Origin of the sequence: Paraburkholderia sp. GAS41 (assembly GCF_050436545.1) — a bacterium.
In the GTDB taxonomy this organism is placed as follows: domain Bacteria; phylum Pseudomonadota; class Gammaproteobacteria; order Burkholderiales; family Burkholderiaceae; genus Paraburkholderia.
The window spans coordinates 421,744-438,900 of record NZ_JBNDMK010000002.1 but is presented as its reverse complement, the minus strand read 5'-3'; the positions used below and the strand labels follow the sequence as shown (position 1 = coordinate 438,900).

Genomic DNA, 17,157 nt, shown 5'->3' with positions numbered 1-17,157 from the left:
GTCAGGTCATGAAGAAACCCGAAGCGCGCATCGAACCTTACACACACCCCGCCGCAGGCTGGGGGGCGCTCAAATACGTCGCGATCAACCTGCTCAAGGAGCGTGTCACCGGCGGTAACTACAAGACCTTGTTCAAGCAGAATCAGCCTGACGGCTTCGACTGTCCGGGTTGCGCCTGGCCGGATCGCGAACATGCGTCGACTTTCGAGTTCTGCGAAAACGGCGTCAAGGCCGTGGCTGCGGAGGCAACCAGCAAGCGCGTGACGTCGCAGTTTTTCGCAGAACACACGATTGCGGAACTGATGACGCAGTCCGACTACGAGCTTGAACAACATGGCCGCCTGACCGAGCCGATGGTCTACGACGCGCTGCTCGACCGCTACGTGCCGATCGGCTGGGACGAAGCCTTCGATCTGATCGCGCGCCATCTGAAAGCGCTCGACAACCCCGACCGCGCCGCCTTCTACACCTCGGGACGCGCCAGCAACGAGGCCGCGTTCCTGTTCCAGCTGTTCGTGCGCATGTACGGCACCAACAACTTCCCCGACTGCTCGAACATGTGCCACGAAGCCACCAGCCGCGGCTTGCCGGGCACGGTAGGCGTCGGCAAGGGCACCGTCACGATGGACGATCTGGAACACACCGACACGCTGCTGATCTTCGGCCAGAATCCCGCCACCAACCATCCGCGCATGCTCGGCGAGTTGCGTGAATGCGCCAAGCGTGGCGCGACCATCGTGTCGATCAACCCGCTCAAGGAACGCGGCCTCGAGCGCTTTGCCAGCCCGCAGCACCCGATTGAAATGCTGACCATGGGCAGCACCAAAATCAGTTCCGTGTTCATTCGCCCGACGGTGGGCGGCGACTTCGCGCTGATCAAGGGCGTCGCCAAGCGCGTGATCGAACTGGACGACGCGGCATTGGCTAGCGGCGCCGAACGTGTCCTCGACGTGGATTTCATCGCGGAGCACACGGTGGGCTTCGACAGCTTCGCGGACGATCTGCGCGCCGAAAACTGGGACACCCTCATCGCCGAATCGGGCGTGCCAATGGACGATGTCCTCAAGCTCGCCGACATTTACGTCAAGGGCAAAGCCGTTATCTGCACGTGGGGCATGGGCCTCACGCAGCACAAAAATTCGGTGCCGACGATCCAGATCCTGTCGAACCTGATGATGATGCGCGGCATGATCGGCAAGCGCGGCGCGGGCCTGTGCCCGGTGCGTGGTCACTCGAACGTGCAGGGCGATCGCACGGTGGGGATTGAAGAGCGCCCGATCGAGCAGTTCCTCGACCGTCTCGGCGAGGTGTATGACTTCGAGCCGCCGCGCGAACACGGCCTCGATGTCGTGAACTCGATTCAGGCCATGCTCGACGGCAAGGTGAAGGTGTTTATCGGCCTCGGCGGCAATTTCTCGATTGCGACGCCGGACACACCGCGCACGTGGGAAGCCATACGTTCGTGCGATCTGACCGTTCACATCACCACCAAGCTGAACCGCAGCCATCTCATCCATGGTCGCGATGCGTTGATCCTGCCGACACTCGGCCGCACTGAGATCGACATGCAGAATGGCGTGGCGCAAGGCGTGAGCGTCGAAGATTCGTTCAGCATGGTGCACATTTCGTACGGCATGAACAAGCCGGCGTCGCCGGATCTGCTGTCGGAAATCGCCATCGTGGCGCGCATGGCGGAAGCGACGCTCGGTAACGCGAAGGTCGATTGGCGTGCCCATACCAACGACTACGCGCTGATCCGCGACGGCATCGAGAAGGTGCTCCCCGGCTTCGAAAACTACAACGAGCGTTTGAAGAATCCGGGTGGCTTCCATCTGGGCGTCGCCTCGCGCGACCGGATCTGGCATACGCCGAGCAAAAAAGCGCAATTTCTCGTACATGCCATTTCGCTCGACTCACCCATTCATCGCGCCCGCAGCCGCCATGGCGAGCGTCTGATGACACTGATGACCACCCGCTCGCACGATCAGTACAACACCACCATCTACGGGCTGGACGACCGCTATCGCGGCGTGTTCGGTCAACGGCGCGTGTTGTTTGCGAACAAGGCGGACATCGACATGCTCGGCTTTGAAGCAGGCCAGCGCGTGGACATCACGAGCGTGTGGGACGATGGCGTCGAGCGCCGCGCAGACAGCTTTCTGCTGGTCGAGTACGACATTCCACGCGGCTGCCTTGGCGCCTATTACCCGGAAACGAACCCGTTGGTGCCGCTTTCATCGGTCGCAGATGGCGCTGGGACGCCCACTTCGAAGTCGATTCCGGTGTTGCTGACGGCGTCGGTGGAAGAAGCGATCGCCGCCTGAGACGAACGCGCAAAAGGCCGCTCTGACTGACGTCGGAGCGGCCTTTTGCTTTTGTCTTTGCTTCAATTCACTGCATGCCTGCGCGGTGCGCAAACGGATTGCGCATCCACTCCCCAGCATCAACGGCTTACTGGCCGAAATACACCGGCTTCACACCGGTGGGAGCGGCCGGCGCCGTTGCGTGCACGCCAACTGCAGTGGCATTGGCCATGCCGCCGTAAGCGGTTTCCGAGCTGTTTTGCGCAGCTACGCGTGCTTCAGCCGCCTGAATGTTGGCCGGATAAAACGGATCCGAGATGCCCGGATGGTAGCCAGCCGCTTCGAGTTGAATCAGTTCGGCGCGCACCTGGGCGCGGGTGATCGGCGCGTTCGTCTGTTGAGCGAACGAAGCCACCGGAGCAACCAGTGCAGCGGCGATAACAACAGCTTGAATAAGCGACTTCATGGAAACGACCTCCAGATTTTATTTTTCTGCTGCCGCGAACACCTTGTTCGCAGCCAACGATTGCATTCTAGTTATGCAATCCATCTGAAGTAATCGTCACTCTTGCGAAACATTGTTACGTGATTTGATATAAAGCGCGCTTCGTACTGACGGCGCGCATCACGCGGCTAGGCCAGCAGTTTCAGGAGCAATGAGCCGATCAAGCCGGCCGTGCCGACAATGACAAGCGTCTGGATGATGGTCAGCGATTTACGGGAGTTGGGGACAGAAGCGTTGGAGGAAGAAGTCACGAGTAGTTCAGGTTTCGATTCAAGGAAAGGCGTGCGTCGCGTATCGCCAGACACGAGCCGGACGATTGACGAAGGCGTGATTGTACGGCCAACTCCGAGAGGTGCGGATTGTGCGCGGTGCGATCGTTTGTCGCCGCGCCGCAGCCATCAATTCTTGACAGGGAAGTACCAGAGATTGCGCTCGCTATAACCAAACTGCGCGATGATCGCGCTGAGCGTGCCGTCGGCGCGAATTTCATCGAGCGCGCGGGACACGGCATTGTTCAGGTCGACATCGCCCTTGCGCAGCGCATAACGTGCGTAGCCGTATTCCTGAGGCAACGGCCGGTAGTCAGTCACCATCTGGATGGCAGCGGTGGGATGCTGCTTCAGGAACGCGGAAATCTTGATGTCGTCTTCCATCGCCACATCGAGGCGTCCCGCGATCAGATCCGCGAATTCAGCCTCGTTGCTCGTATAAAGCTTCAGTTCCTTGAGATCTTTGCGTTGACTGAGCAACTGGTGATTGATGCTGCCGCGCAGCGTCCCGATGGTATGGCCGGCAAAATCGGCCCAACTGTGAATCTTCGAAGGATTGCCACGTTGCACCGCGATACCCGAACCGTACCAGTAGGCCGGACTCGTAAACGCAACGACATGCAGGCGCGTTTCGGTCTCATGCAGGTTGTCCACGATCACGTCGGCGCGGCCCGACAGCAACGTGGGGATCATCGCGTCGAACGGCATGATATTCCACGTCACCTTGCTGATGCCGAGACGTTGGGCGATTTCGCGAAAGATACGCACGTCGACGCCATCGTAGCTATTGGTCTTGTTGTCGAGAAACGTCGAAGGCGGATCGGCGGCAATCACGAACGTGACGCCGTTTTGTATTGCGCGCTTGTAGGAGCCATCGCCGCCGTCGAAACGCACGCTTCTGATCGCCGTATCATCGGCCGCCCAAGCCGTGGAGACAGACAGGACCCCCGCCACCATCGAAGCAAACATTAGCGATGTCAGTCTCATGGAAAACTCTCTCAGATCATTGTCTTTTAGGCGCCGGCTCAGGTAGCGTCACGCGCTGACGGCGTGACCCATTTGCCGGTTTCGCTCCCACATCGAGCGCAAAAATTCGCGCGTGCGCGCTTGCTGCGGTGCTGCGAAGAAAGCAGCCGGGGCGCCCTCTTCGACAATCTGCCCCTCCGCCATGAACACGATACGGTCGGACACTTCACGCGCGAAACCCATTTCATGCGTGACGACGATCATCGTCATGCCTTCATCGGCAAGCGTGCGCACGACACGCAACACTTCCCCCACGAGTTCCGGATCGAGGGCCGACGTCACCTCGTCGAAAAGCATGACTTCCGGCTGCATAGCCAGTGCTCGCGCAATGGCCACCCGTTGCTGCTGCCCGCCGCTCAACTCGTGCGGATAGGCGCTGGCTTTCGCCAGCAGACCCACCTTGTCGAGCAATGCGCTGGCTTCATGAATTGCATCGGACGCCGACCGACCCAGTACGTGAATGGGCGCAACCGTGATGTTTTCGATCACGCTCAAATGCGAGAACAGGTTGAACGCCTGGAACACCATGCCGACTCGTGCACGGATCGCTTCGATCGCCCTGTCGTTAGCGGTCCGTCGCTCGCCGTTCTTCACGTTCTGGAAAACCGGGACGTCGTCGACATAGATCGTGCCGCTGTCGATGCTCTCCAGATGGTTCATGCAGCGAAGCAAGGTCGACTTGCCCGACCCGGACGGTCCGACCACACTCAACACCTCGCCTTTCGCGACGCTGAGCGACACGTTTTTCAGCGCATGCACCGCGCCGAAATGCTTGCTGACACCCTCGAGCCGGATCATCGCGTCACCGCCGTGCCCTGCGGCACGCTGCTGACCGGGTTCGCCCGGCTGCCGACGCTCATGCGCCGTTCGAGCCAGCGCACCAGCAGCGCGCTCGGATAGGAGAATGCGAGGTAAATCGCGCCGATGATCGTAAACACGGTGACGTACTGAAAGTTCGTCGATGAAACGATTTGCCCCGTAAAAATCAGCTCTTTCACGGTGACGATCGAAACCAGTGAGGTGTCCTTGAAGAGCGAAATGCCGTAATTGCCGAGCGGCGGAATCACCACGCGAATCGCTTGCGGCAGCACGACCAGGCGCAACATCTTGCGGCGCGACATGCCGAGCGCTTTGGCGGCCTCGATCTGCCCTTGCGGAACCGCGGCAATGCCGGCGCGATAAACCTCGGCGAGATAAGCCGAATAGTTGATCGACAGGCCGATCACCCCCGCTGTAAACGGATCGAAACGAATCCCGAACGAAGGTAGAACGAAATAGATGTAGAACAGTTGCAATAGCGCAGGCGTGCCGCGGATCACCTCGATATACGTGGACACACACGCGCGCAGGATCCGCGAGCGCCCGAGTTTGGCGAGCGCGATCAGCAACCCAAGCGGCAGACTGATCAACATGATGCACGCGGTCAGCACGAGGCTCGTGGCCGCACCTCTTAGCAGTGCAGGCATGTAGTCGCCTGCGCCCTGCCAATCGAACAGGGCAAGAAACGTTGTCAGCATGGAGTTCCTTCGTGCCAAGGCCCCGGGCGCACCATCGCGTCAGCGCTCGCATAGCGAAGCGTCACGTGCAGGCGGTCCACCTGTGCCGTGGCCTAGGTCGTTTGAAGTGTGCAGACTTCAGGATCGACCTGCGCGCCGAGCTTGCGGCTCACACGATCCGCATACCTGCGCAACGTGCGACCCAACTCGTGCAGATCGTCGTCGTCGAGGCCGCTTTTCAGCGTGGTCACGCTGATCGCGGCGACGCCTTCGCCTTCCCGATTCGTAATCGCCGCGCCGATGCACACCACACCGATGTTGTCCTCTTCGTTATCGAACGCGTAACCGCGCTGGGCAACCAGCATCAAATCGGTCATCAATTCGCCGGGTGTCAGGAGGGTATATTCGGTGCGGCGCGGCATGCCGGTTTGCGCCAGCAGTTTGACGACCCGCGCCGGCGGCAACAGCGCCAATAGCGACTTGCCGAGCGCCGAGCAATGGGGCAATTCGCGTTGTCCCAGCGCGGAGGCAATCCGCAAGATGCCGGGCGCGTCGACCCGGCTGATCGCCACTGCGTAGCCTTGATCGAGTATGGCAAGGCGCGACGTCAAACCAGTTACTTCCGTGAGTTCGCGCAGCACCGGCATTGCAAGCTGCGATACGCCGACATCTTCCGCGGCGCGATCGCCCAGATAGACGAGCGCAAGTCCCAACCGGTAGCGACGCGAGCCGCCGAGCCGGACATCGGCCACGAAATTGCGCAGCAAAAGCGTCTGCAAAAGCGCGAAGGCCGTGCTCTTCGATACGCCGATCTGCTCAGCCACGCCGGCAACGGTCATCCCCCCGTTGCCGGCCTTCCCCAAAACCTCAAGGACATCGAGCGCGCGACTCACACTGCGTAGCGCGTATCGGTCCTCTGTAGATTGAGCTGCATCTGTCATTTTGTTTTGAATCCTCTGATTGATGAAGCTACCCCGATAGCATCCCACATCTCATATTGACAGTCACTAATCAGGAAATTAATATGAATCTATTGCCGAACGCAGTTCGGTAGGACAGAACAATTAATCCATGCAGGCGTTGCCGATTCATGGCGCGCCTAACCACGAAAAATAGCGAGAGGAGGCCGCATTCGAGTCGACGCCGCGCTCCGGGGCTTTTGGCGCGGCGTCACCCACTCGGCGGCAAGCAACAATGGGAATAATCTCCGAGCGGGATTTGGGCATTGACGATCAGTCGAAAATGTCAGGCGCACATTCGGCGAAACTCGTGCACAGTGAAATTGTGCATATCCGGCTGGTCATCGAGCGCTTGACCGCAACAGATCTCGCCGAGTCCGGCTTGCCTCTTGCTTATTGGCGTAAGCGCCTGCAAAGCATCATGCAAAACTATCAGTTATCGCAAGCCCATTTCCATGAAATTGACCGGATTCTCGATTCGCTCAAGGAATAGCACAAACGCGCGAAATTTTATCCGGTTAAAAACGGGTGACCTGATTTCCGTATATTTCAGTAAATTTCAAATCCAGTCTGAAATAAGTAAGTAATACCGTATTTGTCATACGAATTAACCTGCTATCACCCGTCGTGAATACGACTGGGACGTGACATATTCGTAGCCGCTCTTGGGCACGATCTCGTTCCGGAAAATCCGCGCCACCATGCTCGCCGCGGTTTGGTTTGCACGATATAAAACGTAAAATCGGCTGCTTCCAATAACCGTCCAGGAGAACGCAGATGACTGCGGGCGCAACCAGGTCGATTGCGGCCACGATCTATCGCGGCGAAGCGATCGAAAACACCCATATCGCGCATGTCGCGGTGGTCGATGCGCGCGGGCGCCTGCTTTATGCCTTCGGCGATCCCGCCCGCATGACGTTGGCGCGTTCGGCGGCAAAGCCCGCCCAGGCGCTTGCCGTGCTCGAAACCGGCGCGCTCGAACGCTTTGGCTTTGATGAGGCGGATCTCGCGCTCATGTGCGCCTCGCACAACAGCGAGGAACGGCACATCGAACGCACCCGTCAGATGATTGCGAAAGCCCACGCGAGCGAGGCGGATCTGCGTTGCGGCGGCCATCCGCCGCTATCCGACGCGGTCTACCGCTCATGGATCAAACGCGATTTCACGCCGGGCGCCGTATGCAGCAACTGCTCCGGCAAGCACGCCGGCATGCTCGCGGCCGCGCAAGCGATCGGTTCGACCGTCGAGGATTACCACCTCCCCGAGCATCCGCTACAGGTACGCGTGAAACATACCGTCGCCGAGGTGTGCGACCTGCCTGACGATGGCGTCCAATGGGCCATCGACGGCTGCAATCTGCCGACGCCCGCTTTTCCGCTGGAGCGTCTGGCACGGCTTTACGCAAAGCTGGCCGATGCCGCCGCCCAACCCGCCGCAGCAGGGGCATCGACGCACCACGCTGGGTTGGCGCGCATCTATCGGGCGATGACTACCTATCCGGAAATGGTCGCAGGTGAAGGTCGCTTCTGCACGGCGTTGATGCGCAGCTTCGAAGGAGCGCTGGTGGCCAAGGTGGGCGCAGACGCCAGCTATGCGATCGGCGTGCGTGCCTCGGAACAGACGGCACGCCTTGGCGCCGATGGCGCGCTGGGGATTGCGGTGAAGGTGGAAGACGGCAACGCCACGGTGCTATACGCGATCGTGGCCGATCTGCTGGACCAGCTCGGGATCGGCACCGCCGCGCAGCGCGCCCAGCTGGATGCGTTCCGCAACCCGCCCATGCGCAACACGATGAACGTGGAAGCTGGACGGATCGCACTTTCCGTTGCACTCGAAGCCGTAGCCGCCACCCTGCCCTGATTAAGCTTCACAATGGCCGACAGAGCCGATATATCGCGCCGCTCATCCTGTAGACCCGGTGTTACGCTGAACTGACATCTATTGCCGGTCGAGCGCGAGCCGCAATGCGGGGACGGTTTCACGCCGCGGCACGTCCGCGGACCGTGAAACAGGGCACGGATTGCAGCGAGACCGCATCAGGAGGCGTCGCGATGAAAATGACAATCCCAATGGGCCTGACGCTGTTGAGCATGAGCGGCGCCGTGCTGGCGTGGCAGCCCGTGGTTTACCCAATCCGCAGCCAGAACGCCTGGCAGCAAAACACCGACGCTGCCACGTGCTACGGCACGGCCAGACGCCAGTCCGGCGTCGACATGACGCGTGAAGCACAGTCGCCCACTCGCCCGAAGCTCGCCTCGGGGGCCGCGAGTATCGGCAGTGGCGCTCAGGTGTCGCAACCGCCGCTGCCCGCAAGCGGAGCGGTATCAGCCAGCGGCACGAAGGCGATGGCAGCGGCTGGCGTACCGCCTGCTAGCGGCGCGGCCGCCGCAACGGGGCAAGCCAGTGAACCGATGCCGAAAACCGACAAGAGCGGGGTGCCTGAGTTAGGCGGCGCCAGCGAGCCGCCAACCGCAACCGAAGTCAAGGCGCCGCCGATGCCGCCGCCTGAACCGCCCATGACGCGTTACTGGCGCGCCTACGCGACCTGCATGCAGGGGCGCGGCTACGCCGTGCAGTGACGAGCGTGACCTCGCTTATTCGCTGCTGGTCCATTCCACGTTTGCCCCCACCGAGCGCAGGTTTTCCACGAAGTGCGGATGCGCGCGGCGGATCGGCAACGCGTTCATGATTTCCGACCGTCCCTCGATGCTGGCGGCGACCATCAGAAGCGCAATCGCCACACGAATGATGTACGGACTCTCGACCCGGGCCGGACTCAACGGCAGGCCGCCGAACGTGATCAGGCGATGCGGGTCGGACAGGAAGACGTGCGCGCCGAATTTGGAGAGCTCGCCGGACCAGCCCATTGCGCCGTCATAAACCTTGTTCCAGAACATCGCGCTGCCTTCGGCCTTCACGCCGAGGGCGATGAAGATCGGCAGCAGGTCCACCGGCAGATACGGCCAGGGCGCCGCTTCCACCTTGGTGAGGATGTTCTGCGTAAATGGCCGGCGTACCCGCAACGGTCCTTCCCGGAGCGCGCGCGACCAGCCGTCGCGATGCTCCACTTCCACGCCGAACTTGGCGAACGTCCGATCGATCAGCGGAAACTGTTCCGGCGCGGTATTCCGAACCACGATGTCACCGCCGGTAATCGCACCCAGTGCCAGAAACGTGGCGATTTCGTGGAAATCCTCGCTAAAGCGGAATTCGCCGCCGCCAAGCGGATTGCCGCCCGATATGCTCAAACGCGAGGTGCCGATACCTTCGATCTCGACGCCGAGCATTGCGAGAAAGCGGCAAAACTCCTGCACATGCGGCTCAGACGCTGCATTGACCAGCGTCGATGTGCCCGTCGCCGACGCCGCACACAACACGAAGTTCTCGGTGGTCGTCACCGAGGCGTAGTCGAGCCAATGCTGATTCGCGCTCATCTGCGTCTCGGCGCGTACGATCAGCGAATCCGCCGTGCGCGCGACCCGTGCGCCGAAGCGCTCGAACACCTCGACGTGCGGGTCGATCTCGCGCACACCGAGCGTGCAGCCTTTCACGTCATTCTCGAGACGAGCCACGCCGAAACGCGCGAGCAACGGCGGGACGAGCATGATCGACGAACGCATCTCCTCCGGCAGCTTGTGCGCGACGGGATCGAATGCGGTGGCGTGATGGTGCAGGTCGAGAATGCCGGTGCCGAAATCCATCGACACCTCGCTGCCCAGCATGCGGAAAATGTCGAGAATCTTCTTGACGTCGGTAATCTCGGGGACGCCGATCAAGCGCAGCGGCTGGCAGGTCAGCAGCGTGGCGCAGAGAATCGGCAGGACGGCGTTCTTGTTGGCAGAGGGTTCGATCTCGCCGCGTAGCGGGAGACCGCCGTGAACGATCAGGTTGGACATGTTCGGGGGGCTGAAAGAGGGGGACGTGAGGCCAATATCATGCCATCGCGCGGCGCGTACTGCCGATCGGACGCGGCCGATTTTTGCGTGGGTTAACCGCCGTGCAGTCAGTCCTGCAAGCGCGCCTCGATCCGTTCAATCAACCCCTCGGCCCAGCGACGCAGCAGCCAATCCGACGCCACCAGCGGTATCGAAGCGCCGATGACCCGATATACCTTGCCGCGCTGGATCTTGGAGACCTTGTCCGGATCGAGCCAGTCGTCGTTATGAACCAGCAACAGCACCGTCTCGAGACCAATCAACACCGGCCACAGGCAAGCCAGCCTCAAGCGCACGGAGAAGGCCGGAAGCGCCAGCGTATAGTCGACGGCCAAGCGGAAGTGATCGAGCGTCAGTCGGACCAGTTCAACCAGCAGCGGCCGCGCCCGCAACGAGTTGCCCGGCTCCAGCAGATCTTGCGGGCTCAGGCCGAAGCGATCCAGCATTTCGACCGGCAGGTAACAGCGGCCAATCCGCAAATCCTTGCCGCAGTCGCGCAGCACATTGGTCATTTGCAGCGCCTTGCCAAAGCGAACCCCACGCTGCAGCATCGACGACATCGTCTCCGGCGAGCTTTTCAGCGTCCCCGGCATGTGCGCGTAAGTCATCCTGGTCCAGAATTCGCCGACGCAACCTGCCACCAGATACGTATAGCGATCCAGTTCGGACAAGGCCTCGAGCGCGACGATCTGGCCTGAACGTTCATCCGGAAAGGTACGCAGATCGAACTCCATCCCCTCCGTGAGCGTCGAGACGATCTCGCGCACCGCCTTGCGATCCGACTCGCTCAACTGCGACAGGATCGCCAGCGCCGGACCCAGCGACTCCAGTAAGACCTTTTCGTCCGACAGCGTCTGCTGCCCTGCCACCTCCACCGACATCCGCTGCAGGAAGGCGCCCTGATCGCCGGCGCCGTTGACCTGGGCACGCAGCGAGAGCAGCAATTCCAGACGTTGCGCTGGGGGAATCAGGGAAGTGTCGGCGATTGTGTCGGCCGCGCGCGCGAGCAGATACGCGAGACCAATCGGGTCGCGCATGCCGGCGGGCAAGATACGCAGCGTGAGATAAAAGGAACGTGAAACGCCTTTTAGCAGCGGACCCAGAAGGTAGGTCCGAGTAGGAGTCAGCATGGATCGATCAGGTCGGTTTGGGACAAATTAGGCGCTGCCGAATTGTATCCTGCAAACCGTGACTATCCTGCCGGCCTTGAGCGGGCCGGCTTCGGTCACACCGTCAAGGCGAAAACGCGTCGTGCGCCGGCCGCCACGGGCTCGAGCCAGAGGTTCAAGGGAACAACTTGCTGTACGGCGAACGCCGCAGAGGCCCTTGGGGCCTCTGCGGCGTCAGTCAACCTGCCAGGCTGGCCGCTAACCCTACTTGGCAGCCGCTTTTTCTTTGTGACCGCCGAAGTCATGCCGCATCGCCGACATCACCCGATTGGCGAAATCCGCGTCGCCGCGTGAGCTGAAGCGCGCGAAGAGCGCCGCACTCAGCACCGGCACGGGCACGCCTTCGTCGATCGCCGCCTCGATCGTCCAACGCCCTTCGCCCGAATCCGATACGCGCCCCGAGTACTGTTCGAGGCCCGCATCGCCAGCCAGCGAAGCGGCGGTCAGGTCGAGCAGCCACGAGCCGATCACGCTGCCGCGCCGCCAGACCTCGGTGATCTCCGGCAAATTCAGGTCGTATTGATAGAACTCCGGGCCGTGCAGCGGCGAGGTTTCGGCGTCGACGTCCTGATTCTTTTTGCCCGCATTGGCGTTGTGGAGGATATTCAAGCCCTCCGCATAAGCCGCCATGATCCCGTACTCGATGCCGTTGTGAACCATCTTCACGAAATGCCCGGCACCTTGCGCTCCGCAATGCAAGTAGCCCTGATCGGCCGTGCCGGCGTCCTTGCTGCGCCCCGGAGTGGGCGTGGCCGCGCCCGGGCCCGGCGCCAACGTCGATAGGATTGGCGCCAGCCGTTCCACCACCGCCGCTTCACCGCCGACCATCAGACAATAGCCGCGCTCACGGCCGTACACGCCGCCGCTCGTGCCGACATCCACATAGTGCAGTTGCTTCGCGCCCAATTCCTTGCCGCGCCGGATGTCGTCGCGGTAAAACGAGTTGCCGCCGTCGATCACAATGTCTCCCGGTTCCAGCAGCGGCGTCACTTGAGCGAGCGTCGCATCGACCACGGCCGCCGGCACCATCAGCCAGACCGCGCGCGGCTTGGCCAGTTGCTTGACCAGATCTTCGAGGGACGAGGCGCCCGCGACGCCGTCCTGCTTGAGTTTCTCTACCGCCGCCGGCTGGACGTCGTAGACCACGCATGTCTGACCGCCGGCGGTCAGGCGTCGTACCATGTCAGCGCCCATGCGCCCCAATCCAATCATGCCTAGCTGCATCTTTCACTCCTTATGTGCGGTACCGCGAGCGTGGTTGTCGCGGACGTTCAAGCAGTTGTGAGCCAGGACCGTGAGCGCATGCGACGCCCGGAACGACGCTCACATGCGAAAGCGATGGTCCTGTACGGTCGTACCTTAGTACGTTACTCGCCACCCGCTCTTTTCGCATGGAATCTTTTCCGCACAATCGAGGGTTGGCGTGTAGCGCGGCGCAGTTATTGCAGGCATGCAATGTGCCTGCTGATGAGCAGGCACAACGATGAGACAGGGAGAGGGCGGGAGTCGTTCAATCCGGTGACGGATACACCGGGGCTTTGCCGCTCGTGTCTTGCTGCCCGCTCTGACCGGGCGTTTTGCAGCGTTGCATGACGCACATCAATCCATCATGCTTCATGCCGGTGTGCACAGGTGCGCGCCACTATGGCGCGCTTTCCATGCAGTTCAGGTCCGTTGCGCCCACAGCGTGCGGCCAAAGAACGTCAACGTACGATCCCAGGCCAACTGTGACCAGACCGGATCGAACTGGGTGCGTGAAATACGGCCGGGGCCGACTGCGGTTTCGTTGGCGAACGCGTGGTGTGCCAGATAGTGGTGCGATTCCAGATCCACTTTCGCGTCACGCAGCTTGGCTTCGACGGCTTCGACCATGGCGGTGGGGAAGAACTCGTCTTGCGTGCCCCAGTGGGCTTGCACCGGCGCCTTGATCTTGTCCGCCTGAATGTATTCCAGCGGCGGGCAGCCATACCACACCACAGCGGACGACAAATCAGGGATCTGGCCGAGCGCCAGCAGTGTCAGCGCACCGCCCATGCAGTAACCGGTCAGCCCGATACGATCGGTATGTTGCTTCAGGTACTGCACTGCGCCGGCAATATCCTGCGAAGCGGCGTCGCCGAAATCGAGCCCGCTCATCAGATGGTGCGCTTCCTCTTCTTCGACCGTCGCTTTACCGCGGTAGAGATCGGGTACGAGCGCCAGATAACCGGATTGCGCGAGCCGGTCGGCTACGCCGCGAATCTGGTCGTTCAAGCCCCACCATTCCTGAATCACCACAATAGCGGGGGCGCCTGCCGCGTTCTGCGGCTTGGCGAGATATCCCTCGACGTCCTTTCCATCCGGGCGGCGAAAGGTAATCATGGATCCTGTTGGCTGTTTCATGAGACGGTCTCCTCGTTTGGGCGGAACGCATAGGATAGCGGTTGTTGTGCGGGGTTGCAGGCCCACACCGCCAAGTCCCTTTCCTCCACACCGTCTTTCGGACCGACTGCGCGAACCTTGCGAGCCGCTTCGCTCATCGCCACGCGCAGCACGGTGGTCATGGCCAACTTTTTGCCGTTTCCCGGCAGCACTGCGTTGGAACGTTCGGGCGCGATGCCTTTGACGAAAGCGTCCAGCGCGACCGCTTTCGTCGCGTGTGACTCACGTCATCTCACGCGCGCCAGCGTAATAGCGCGCTCCGGACATGCGCTCACGCACAAACCGCAGGCCCGGCACGCATCGGCGTTCGTTGCGTAAGCGACCTCCATACCATGCACGCGCAGCTTGAATTTGGCAAGCATGCCTAAGTTATCGTAGTCTGCGTCGTCAATCCGGCGAATTTCGAAAACGTCCTCGGGACACACGACTGCGCAATCGCCCTTACCTTCGCAGCGTTTGAAATCCACCACTGGGGCAATGATGCCCGCGGCCTGCTTGCAAGCCGCTGTCGATGCCTGTCTCACGGGTTGTCCTCCTGCGGCTTGCCGCGCGCGGACGAGACGCCCTTCAGGAAATTCTCGCGTTCTTCCGGGTTCATGCGCTCCCACCTGCGCCATGGTCCGTGTCCGTGCCAGCCGCCCCGGCCGCGAAATCCGCCAAACAGGATACGGCTCAAAACCAAGAGACCCAGCGCGTGCAGGTAATCGATCGCCCGCCCGCCGACGAATACCGCTGGGATCACCCAATTCCATAGGGACATCACGATCCATCCCAACACGGCAATCGCCACCAACGCCAGCAGCGCCTTGCCGAAGAATCTCGCTCTGCATCTCATCGACCTGCTCCTTTAGATATCCAAATCGTCATACACGGCCTGCAAACTGGCACGCAGATGCAGCACCGCATAACGCTTGCGCGCGAGCAACGTGTTCACGCTTACACCGCTCGCGGCGGCCAGTTCCTTGAAGCTGCGCCCTTCGAGTTCATGTGCGACGAAGACTTCGCGCTGGTTGTCCGGTAGTTCGTCAAGCGCCGCCTGTAGCGCACCCAGCAGCACCGATCTCGCATACACCGCGTCAGGACCGGCGTCGTGGGACGGCAAAGCAAGATCCAGTCGATACTCGCTGTCGTCGTCCGGATCTCCCGCGGCCTCGGCCAGCGGCAGCTCCCGTTTCTTGCGAAACACATCGATGATGCGATTGCGTGCCACCCTGAACAGCCATGCGCTGACCTGCTCGATCGGCGCCGGCAGCCGGTAGGCCTGCACGAACTCGTGAAAGACATCCTGCAGGATGTCTTCCGCTTCACTCGGATCGCGCACCCGACGCCGGATGAAATGCCCAAGCTTGCTGCGCTCACGCAAGATGGTTGCGGTGAGGTCGCGGTCTCGTTCGAGCATCGGGTCCGGGGTCGGCGTCGGTTCCATACGTCGGTAGACGGATCAGGAGCGGGGATATTGTGCCGGGCGGGAAATAAGCGGCATATTGTGGTTCGCGGCCTTTGTCAGCGCCGCTGCCGTCCGCAGTCAAGGTGTTGGTGTTACCGCGCGGGAGGTTGAGGGCTGTTTGCCGGGTTGGTGTCGAACTTGTGCACGCTTTCTATTCCGGCAAGGCCAGCCAGCGCGGTCAGTTCCGCCTGCAGAGGGTCGGCAATCTCCTTGTCGTAAACCTCCGCGCCATTGACATACAGCGCGAAGGACCGCAGGTATCGGGCCTTTTTCTCCGGCTTCCCGATCGTGTCCCGGGTCCACTGATACAGCGGGTAATGTTCGGAGCCGAGTCGTTCGGCCTCGCTGACGTAGTCCGCGAACGCGTCGAATTGGCACTTCAAGGACGCATTGTGCTTGCGCAGAACATCGCCGAGTGCCGCGTACGCGTCAGACGACGAATCGCCGCGCAAGCGCGCTGCAAGCTCTGCGGTCACGGTGATCCTCAACTGATATTGCAAGGCGTCGTCCATGTCGACCTCAAAGATCCTGCTCGGCGAAATTCAACTCCACGCCATTGCCGGCCGGGTCCAGAAAAAACAATTGATGCTGGCCGGTCAACGGCACGAGCTCGCGTCGATAGCGGATCTTGAACTCATCCAGACGTGCTTCGAACGCGCCCAGATTGCTGCAGACGAACGCGGCATGGTCGAAGGTGTTGATCACATGCGCGGGGCGCTCTTCGTCCGGTCGCACCTCGCTGAGATGAAGGACATCGCGCTCGCCAATGTAGAGCCAGTAACCGAAGCTCTGAAACGGCGGTCGAGGACCGAGTTGCAACCCGACCACCTCGACATAAAAATCGCGCAAGGTATCGAGCATCGGGCGACTCGCCCGAAAATTGTAATGAGCGAAGCCGAGAACAGGCATGAACCCTCCCACTGAACGGTATGGTGGTGCGATGCGTGCGCGCCGCTTCGCCACGAAGCGAAGCGGTCACATCGCGGATGACAACGCGTCAATCGCCGATCAGTTTAAAGCAGGATGGAGTATTGGCATGCACGGGCCTACGGGCCCACGGGCGCGTCAAGGACGAGGCAAGCGGGACGACCTGGCGGTCTACATGTGAAGCGGTGGGATGATGCAACGGCAGACCAGCCGCGCAAACGACTGGTCTGTGAACCACTCGAACTCAGGCTTGCGGCGCAGCGCCGTCCGTGTCGGACGCCAGCTCAGTGCTTTCGCCCTCTTTCTTGTCGACGAGCGATTCCAGCGCGCCGGCGCCTTTGAACCCGGCGATTGCGGCGATGCCTTTGGTCAGCAGCCCGGCATCCGGATCGACTTTCTCCGTTGCTTCCACTGCCGCGACTGCGCCTGCAATTTCACCTACCGTATCCAGAATTCCCATGACAATCACCGTATATGTTGAAGGTCCATATGAACTACTTCGCGACTACCGCGGAACGTGGGGTTGCATGCCCAAGGCCGACGCTGATGGCCGCTCGCCAGCCTGAACGACAATAGCATCTCAGAAATGCCGAAGCTGTAAAACATTGTCAAATGACGGGGATGTGCGCGAGGTTGTCGTCTGGGAGGGCGGGATGCCGGCCCTCCGATGCGATTCTGCGATTGAATGTTGCGAGTCGCG

Annotated in this window: 20 protein-coding genes; 4 read left to right on the top strand and 16 right to left on the bottom strand. The window is 61.2% G+C overall.

Features of this window, described 5'->3' with window-relative positions; translation table 11 throughout:
- The first annotated feature begins 8 nt into the window (after nucleotides 1-8).
- Nucleotides 9-2,324, top strand: coding sequence for an FdhF/YdeP family oxidoreductase (locus P3T43_RS05140; protein WP_429279958.1), 2,316 nt, complete (start codon nucleotides 9-11; stop codon nucleotides 2,322-2,324).
- Nucleotides 2,325-2,451: 127 nt separating this feature from the next.
- On the opposite strand, the gene P3T43_RS05135 is transcribed toward P3T43_RS05140, so the two are convergent.
- From P3T43_RS05135 to P3T43_RS05115, 5 genes are all read right to left on the bottom strand, one after another.
- Nucleotides 2,452-2,769 (bottom strand): DUF4148 domain-containing protein, encoded by a 318-nt coding sequence (locus P3T43_RS05135; RefSeq protein ID WP_429279957.1) that lies wholly within the window; start codon nucleotides 2,767-2,769, stop codon nucleotides 2,452-2,454.
- A gap of 437 nt (nucleotides 2,770-3,206) precedes the next feature.
- Nucleotides 3,207-4,064, bottom strand: coding sequence for a substrate-binding periplasmic protein (locus P3T43_RS05130; protein WP_429279956.1), 858 nt, complete (start codon nucleotides 4,062-4,064; stop codon nucleotides 3,207-3,209).
- 48 nt (nucleotides 4,065-4,112) lie between these two features.
- Complete coding sequence (locus P3T43_RS05125; RefSeq protein ID WP_429279955.1) at nucleotides 4,113-4,901, bottom strand: amino acid ABC transporter ATP-binding protein; 789 nt, start codon at nucleotides 4,899-4,901, stop codon at nucleotides 4,113-4,115.
- Nucleotides 4,898-5,620 (bottom strand): ectoine/hydroxyectoine ABC transporter permease subunit EhuD, encoded by a 723-nt coding sequence (ehuD, locus tag P3T43_RS05120; protein WP_429279954.1) that lies wholly within the window; start codon nucleotides 5,618-5,620, stop codon nucleotides 4,898-4,900. Before ehuD ends, P3T43_RS05125 begins: the two co-directional genes overlap by 4 nt.
- Before the next feature lie 92 nt (nucleotides 5,621-5,712).
- On the bottom strand, nucleotides 5,713-6,540 hold the full coding sequence (locus P3T43_RS05115; RefSeq protein WP_429279953.1) for an IclR family transcriptional regulator: 828 nt from the start codon (nucleotides 6,538-6,540) through the stop codon (nucleotides 5,713-5,715).
- A 277-nt stretch (nucleotides 6,541-6,817) separates the two neighbouring features.
- On the opposite strand from P3T43_RS05115, the gene P3T43_RS05110 reads away from it, so the two are divergent.
- The 3 genes from P3T43_RS05110 to P3T43_RS05100 all read left to right on the top strand — a co-directional run bounded on the left by P3T43_RS05110 (nucleotide 6,818) and on the right by P3T43_RS05100 (nucleotide 9,137).
- A complete protein-coding gene (locus P3T43_RS05110; protein WP_429279952.1) occupies nucleotides 6,818-7,051 on the top strand; it encodes a hypothetical protein in 234 nt (77 codons plus the stop codon).
- A 284-nt stretch (nucleotides 7,052-7,335) separates the two neighbouring features.
- Nucleotides 7,336-8,418 carry an asparaginase gene (locus tag P3T43_RS05105; RefSeq protein ID WP_429279951.1) on the top strand — a complete coding sequence of 361 codons (1,083 nt, stop codon included), beginning with the start codon at nucleotides 7,336-7,338 and terminating at the stop codon, nucleotides 8,416-8,418.
- Nucleotides 8,419-8,609: 191 nt separating this feature from the next.
- The gene (locus tag P3T43_RS05100) at nucleotides 8,610-9,137 is read left to right on the top strand and encodes a hypothetical protein (RefSeq protein WP_429279950.1); all 528 of its coding nucleotides are present in this window, start codon (nucleotides 8,610-8,612) and stop codon (nucleotides 9,135-9,137) included.
- A 15-nt stretch (nucleotides 9,138-9,152) separates the two neighbouring features.
- On the opposite strand, the gene P3T43_RS05095 is transcribed toward P3T43_RS05100, so the two are convergent.
- The 11 genes from P3T43_RS05095 to P3T43_RS05045 all read right to left on the bottom strand — a co-directional run bounded on the left by P3T43_RS05095 (nucleotide 9,153) and on the right by P3T43_RS05045 (nucleotide 16,917).
- Nucleotides 9,153-10,454, bottom strand: coding sequence for a UDP-N-acetylglucosamine 1-carboxyvinyltransferase (locus tag P3T43_RS05095; RefSeq protein ID WP_429279949.1), 1,302 nt, complete (start codon nucleotides 10,452-10,454; stop codon nucleotides 9,153-9,155).
- Nucleotides 10,455-10,561: 107 nt separating this feature from the next.
- Entirely contained in the window at nucleotides 10,562-11,623 is a 1,062-nt protein-coding gene (locus P3T43_RS05090) for a phytoene/squalene synthase family protein (protein WP_429279948.1), read from the bottom strand.
- Between the two features lie 243 nt (nucleotides 11,624-11,866).
- Nucleotides 11,867-12,886, bottom strand: a complete 1,020-nt coding sequence (gene gnd / locus P3T43_RS05085; protein WP_429279947.1) for a phosphogluconate dehydrogenase (NAD(+)-dependent, decarboxylating) — start codon at nucleotides 12,884-12,886, stop codon at nucleotides 11,867-11,869.
- Between the two features lie 441 nt (nucleotides 12,887-13,327).
- Nucleotides 13,328-14,044 (bottom strand): dienelactone hydrolase family protein, encoded by a 717-nt coding sequence (locus tag P3T43_RS05080; RefSeq protein ID WP_429279946.1) that lies wholly within the window; start codon nucleotides 14,042-14,044, stop codon nucleotides 13,328-13,330.
- Nucleotides 14,041-14,205 (bottom strand): hypothetical protein, encoded by a 165-nt coding sequence (locus tag P3T43_RS05075; RefSeq protein ID WP_429279945.1) that lies wholly within the window; start codon nucleotides 14,203-14,205, stop codon nucleotides 14,041-14,043. The genes P3T43_RS05080 and P3T43_RS05075 overlap by 4 nt, the downstream gene beginning before the upstream one ends.
- 105 nt (nucleotides 14,206-14,310) lie before the next feature.
- Nucleotides 14,311-14,607, bottom strand: a complete 297-nt coding sequence (locus tag P3T43_RS05070; RefSeq protein ID WP_429279944.1) for a 4Fe-4S binding protein — start codon at nucleotides 14,605-14,607, stop codon at nucleotides 14,311-14,313.
- Nucleotides 14,604-14,918, bottom strand: coding sequence for a hypothetical protein (locus P3T43_RS05065; RefSeq protein ID WP_429279943.1), 315 nt, complete (start codon nucleotides 14,916-14,918; stop codon nucleotides 14,604-14,606). Before P3T43_RS05065 ends, P3T43_RS05070 begins: the two co-directional genes overlap by 4 nt.
- A gap of 12 nt (nucleotides 14,919-14,930) precedes the next feature.
- The gene (locus P3T43_RS05060; protein WP_429279942.1) at nucleotides 14,931-15,509 is read right to left on the bottom strand and encodes an RNA polymerase sigma factor; all 579 of its coding nucleotides are present in this window, start codon (nucleotides 15,507-15,509) and stop codon (nucleotides 14,931-14,933) included.
- Nucleotides 15,510-15,622: 113 nt separating this feature from the next.
- Complete coding sequence (locus P3T43_RS05055; RefSeq protein ID WP_429279941.1) at nucleotides 15,623-16,042, bottom strand: hypothetical protein; 420 nt, start codon at nucleotides 16,040-16,042, stop codon at nucleotides 15,623-15,625.
- A gap of 7 nt (nucleotides 16,043-16,049) precedes the next feature.
- Nucleotides 16,050-16,439, bottom strand: a complete 390-nt coding sequence (locus P3T43_RS05050; RefSeq protein ID WP_429279940.1) for a VOC family protein — start codon at nucleotides 16,437-16,439, stop codon at nucleotides 16,050-16,052.
- Nucleotides 16,440-16,701: 262 nt separating this feature from the next.
- A complete protein-coding gene (locus tag P3T43_RS05045) occupies nucleotides 16,702-16,917 on the bottom strand; it encodes a hypothetical protein (RefSeq protein ID WP_429279939.1) in 216 nt (71 codons plus the stop codon).
- Between the last annotated feature and the right edge of the window lie 240 nt (nucleotides 16,918-17,157).

Coding starts and splice junctions, on each gene's coding strand:
- P3T43_RS05105 (WP_429279951.1), top strand. CDS start 7,336: ATGACTGCGGGCGCAACCAGGTCGATTGCGGCCACGATCTATCGCGGC.
- P3T43_RS05060 (WP_429279942.1), bottom strand. CDS start 15,509: ATGGAACCGACGCCGACCCCGGACCCGATGCTCGAACGAGACCGCGAC.
- P3T43_RS05130 (WP_429279956.1), bottom strand. CDS start 4,064: ATGAGACTGACATCGCTAATGTTTGCTTCGATGGTGGCGGGGGTCCTG.
- P3T43_RS05075 (WP_429279945.1), bottom strand. CDS start 14,205: ATGACCACCGTGCTGCGCGTGGCGATGAGCGAAGCGGCTCGCAAGGTT.
- P3T43_RS05065 (WP_429279943.1), bottom strand. CDS start 14,918: ATGAGATGCAGAGCGAGATTCTTCGGCAAGGCGCTGCTGGCGTTGGTG.
- P3T43_RS05090 (WP_429279948.1), bottom strand. CDS start 11,623: ATGCTGACTCCTACTCGGACCTACCTTCTGGGTCCGCTGCTAAAAGGC.
- P3T43_RS05095 (WP_429279949.1), bottom strand. CDS start 10,454: ATGTCCAACCTGATCGTTCACGGCGGTCTCCCGCTACGCGGCGAGATC.
- ehuD (WP_429279954.1), bottom strand. CDS start 5,620: ATGCTGACAACGTTTCTTGCCCTGTTCGATTGGCAGGGCGCAGGCGAC.
- P3T43_RS05100 (WP_429279950.1), top strand. CDS start 8,610: ATGAAAATGACAATCCCAATGGGCCTGACGCTGTTGAGCATGAGCGGC.
- P3T43_RS05125 (WP_429279955.1), bottom strand. CDS start 4,901: ATGATCCGGCTCGAGGGTGTCAGCAAGCATTTCGGCGCGGTGCATGCG.
- P3T43_RS05050 (WP_429279940.1), bottom strand. CDS start 16,439: ATGCCTGTTCTCGGCTTCGCTCATTACAATTTTCGGGCGAGTCGCCCG.
- gnd (WP_429279947.1), bottom strand. CDS start 12,886: ATGCAGCTAGGCATGATTGGATTGGGGCGCATGGGCGCTGACATGGTA.
- P3T43_RS05135 (WP_429279957.1), bottom strand. CDS start 2,769: ATGAAGTCGCTTATTCAAGCTGTTGTTATCGCCGCTGCACTGGTTGCT.
- P3T43_RS05140 (WP_429279958.1), top strand. CDS start 9: ATGAAGAAACCCGAAGCGCGCATCGAACCTTACACACACCCCGCCGCA.
- P3T43_RS05115 (WP_429279953.1), bottom strand. CDS start 6,540: ATGACAGATGCAGCTCAATCTACAGAGGACCGATACGCGCTACGCAGT.
- P3T43_RS05045 (WP_429279939.1), bottom strand. CDS start 16,917: ATGGGAATTCTGGATACGGTAGGTGAAATTGCAGGCGCAGTCGCGGCA.
- P3T43_RS05080 (WP_429279946.1), bottom strand. CDS start 14,044: ATGAAACAGCCAACAGGATCCATGATTACCTTTCGCCGCCCGGATGGA.
- P3T43_RS05055 (WP_429279941.1), bottom strand. CDS start 16,042: ATGGACGACGCCTTGCAATATCAGTTGAGGATCACCGTGACCGCAGAG.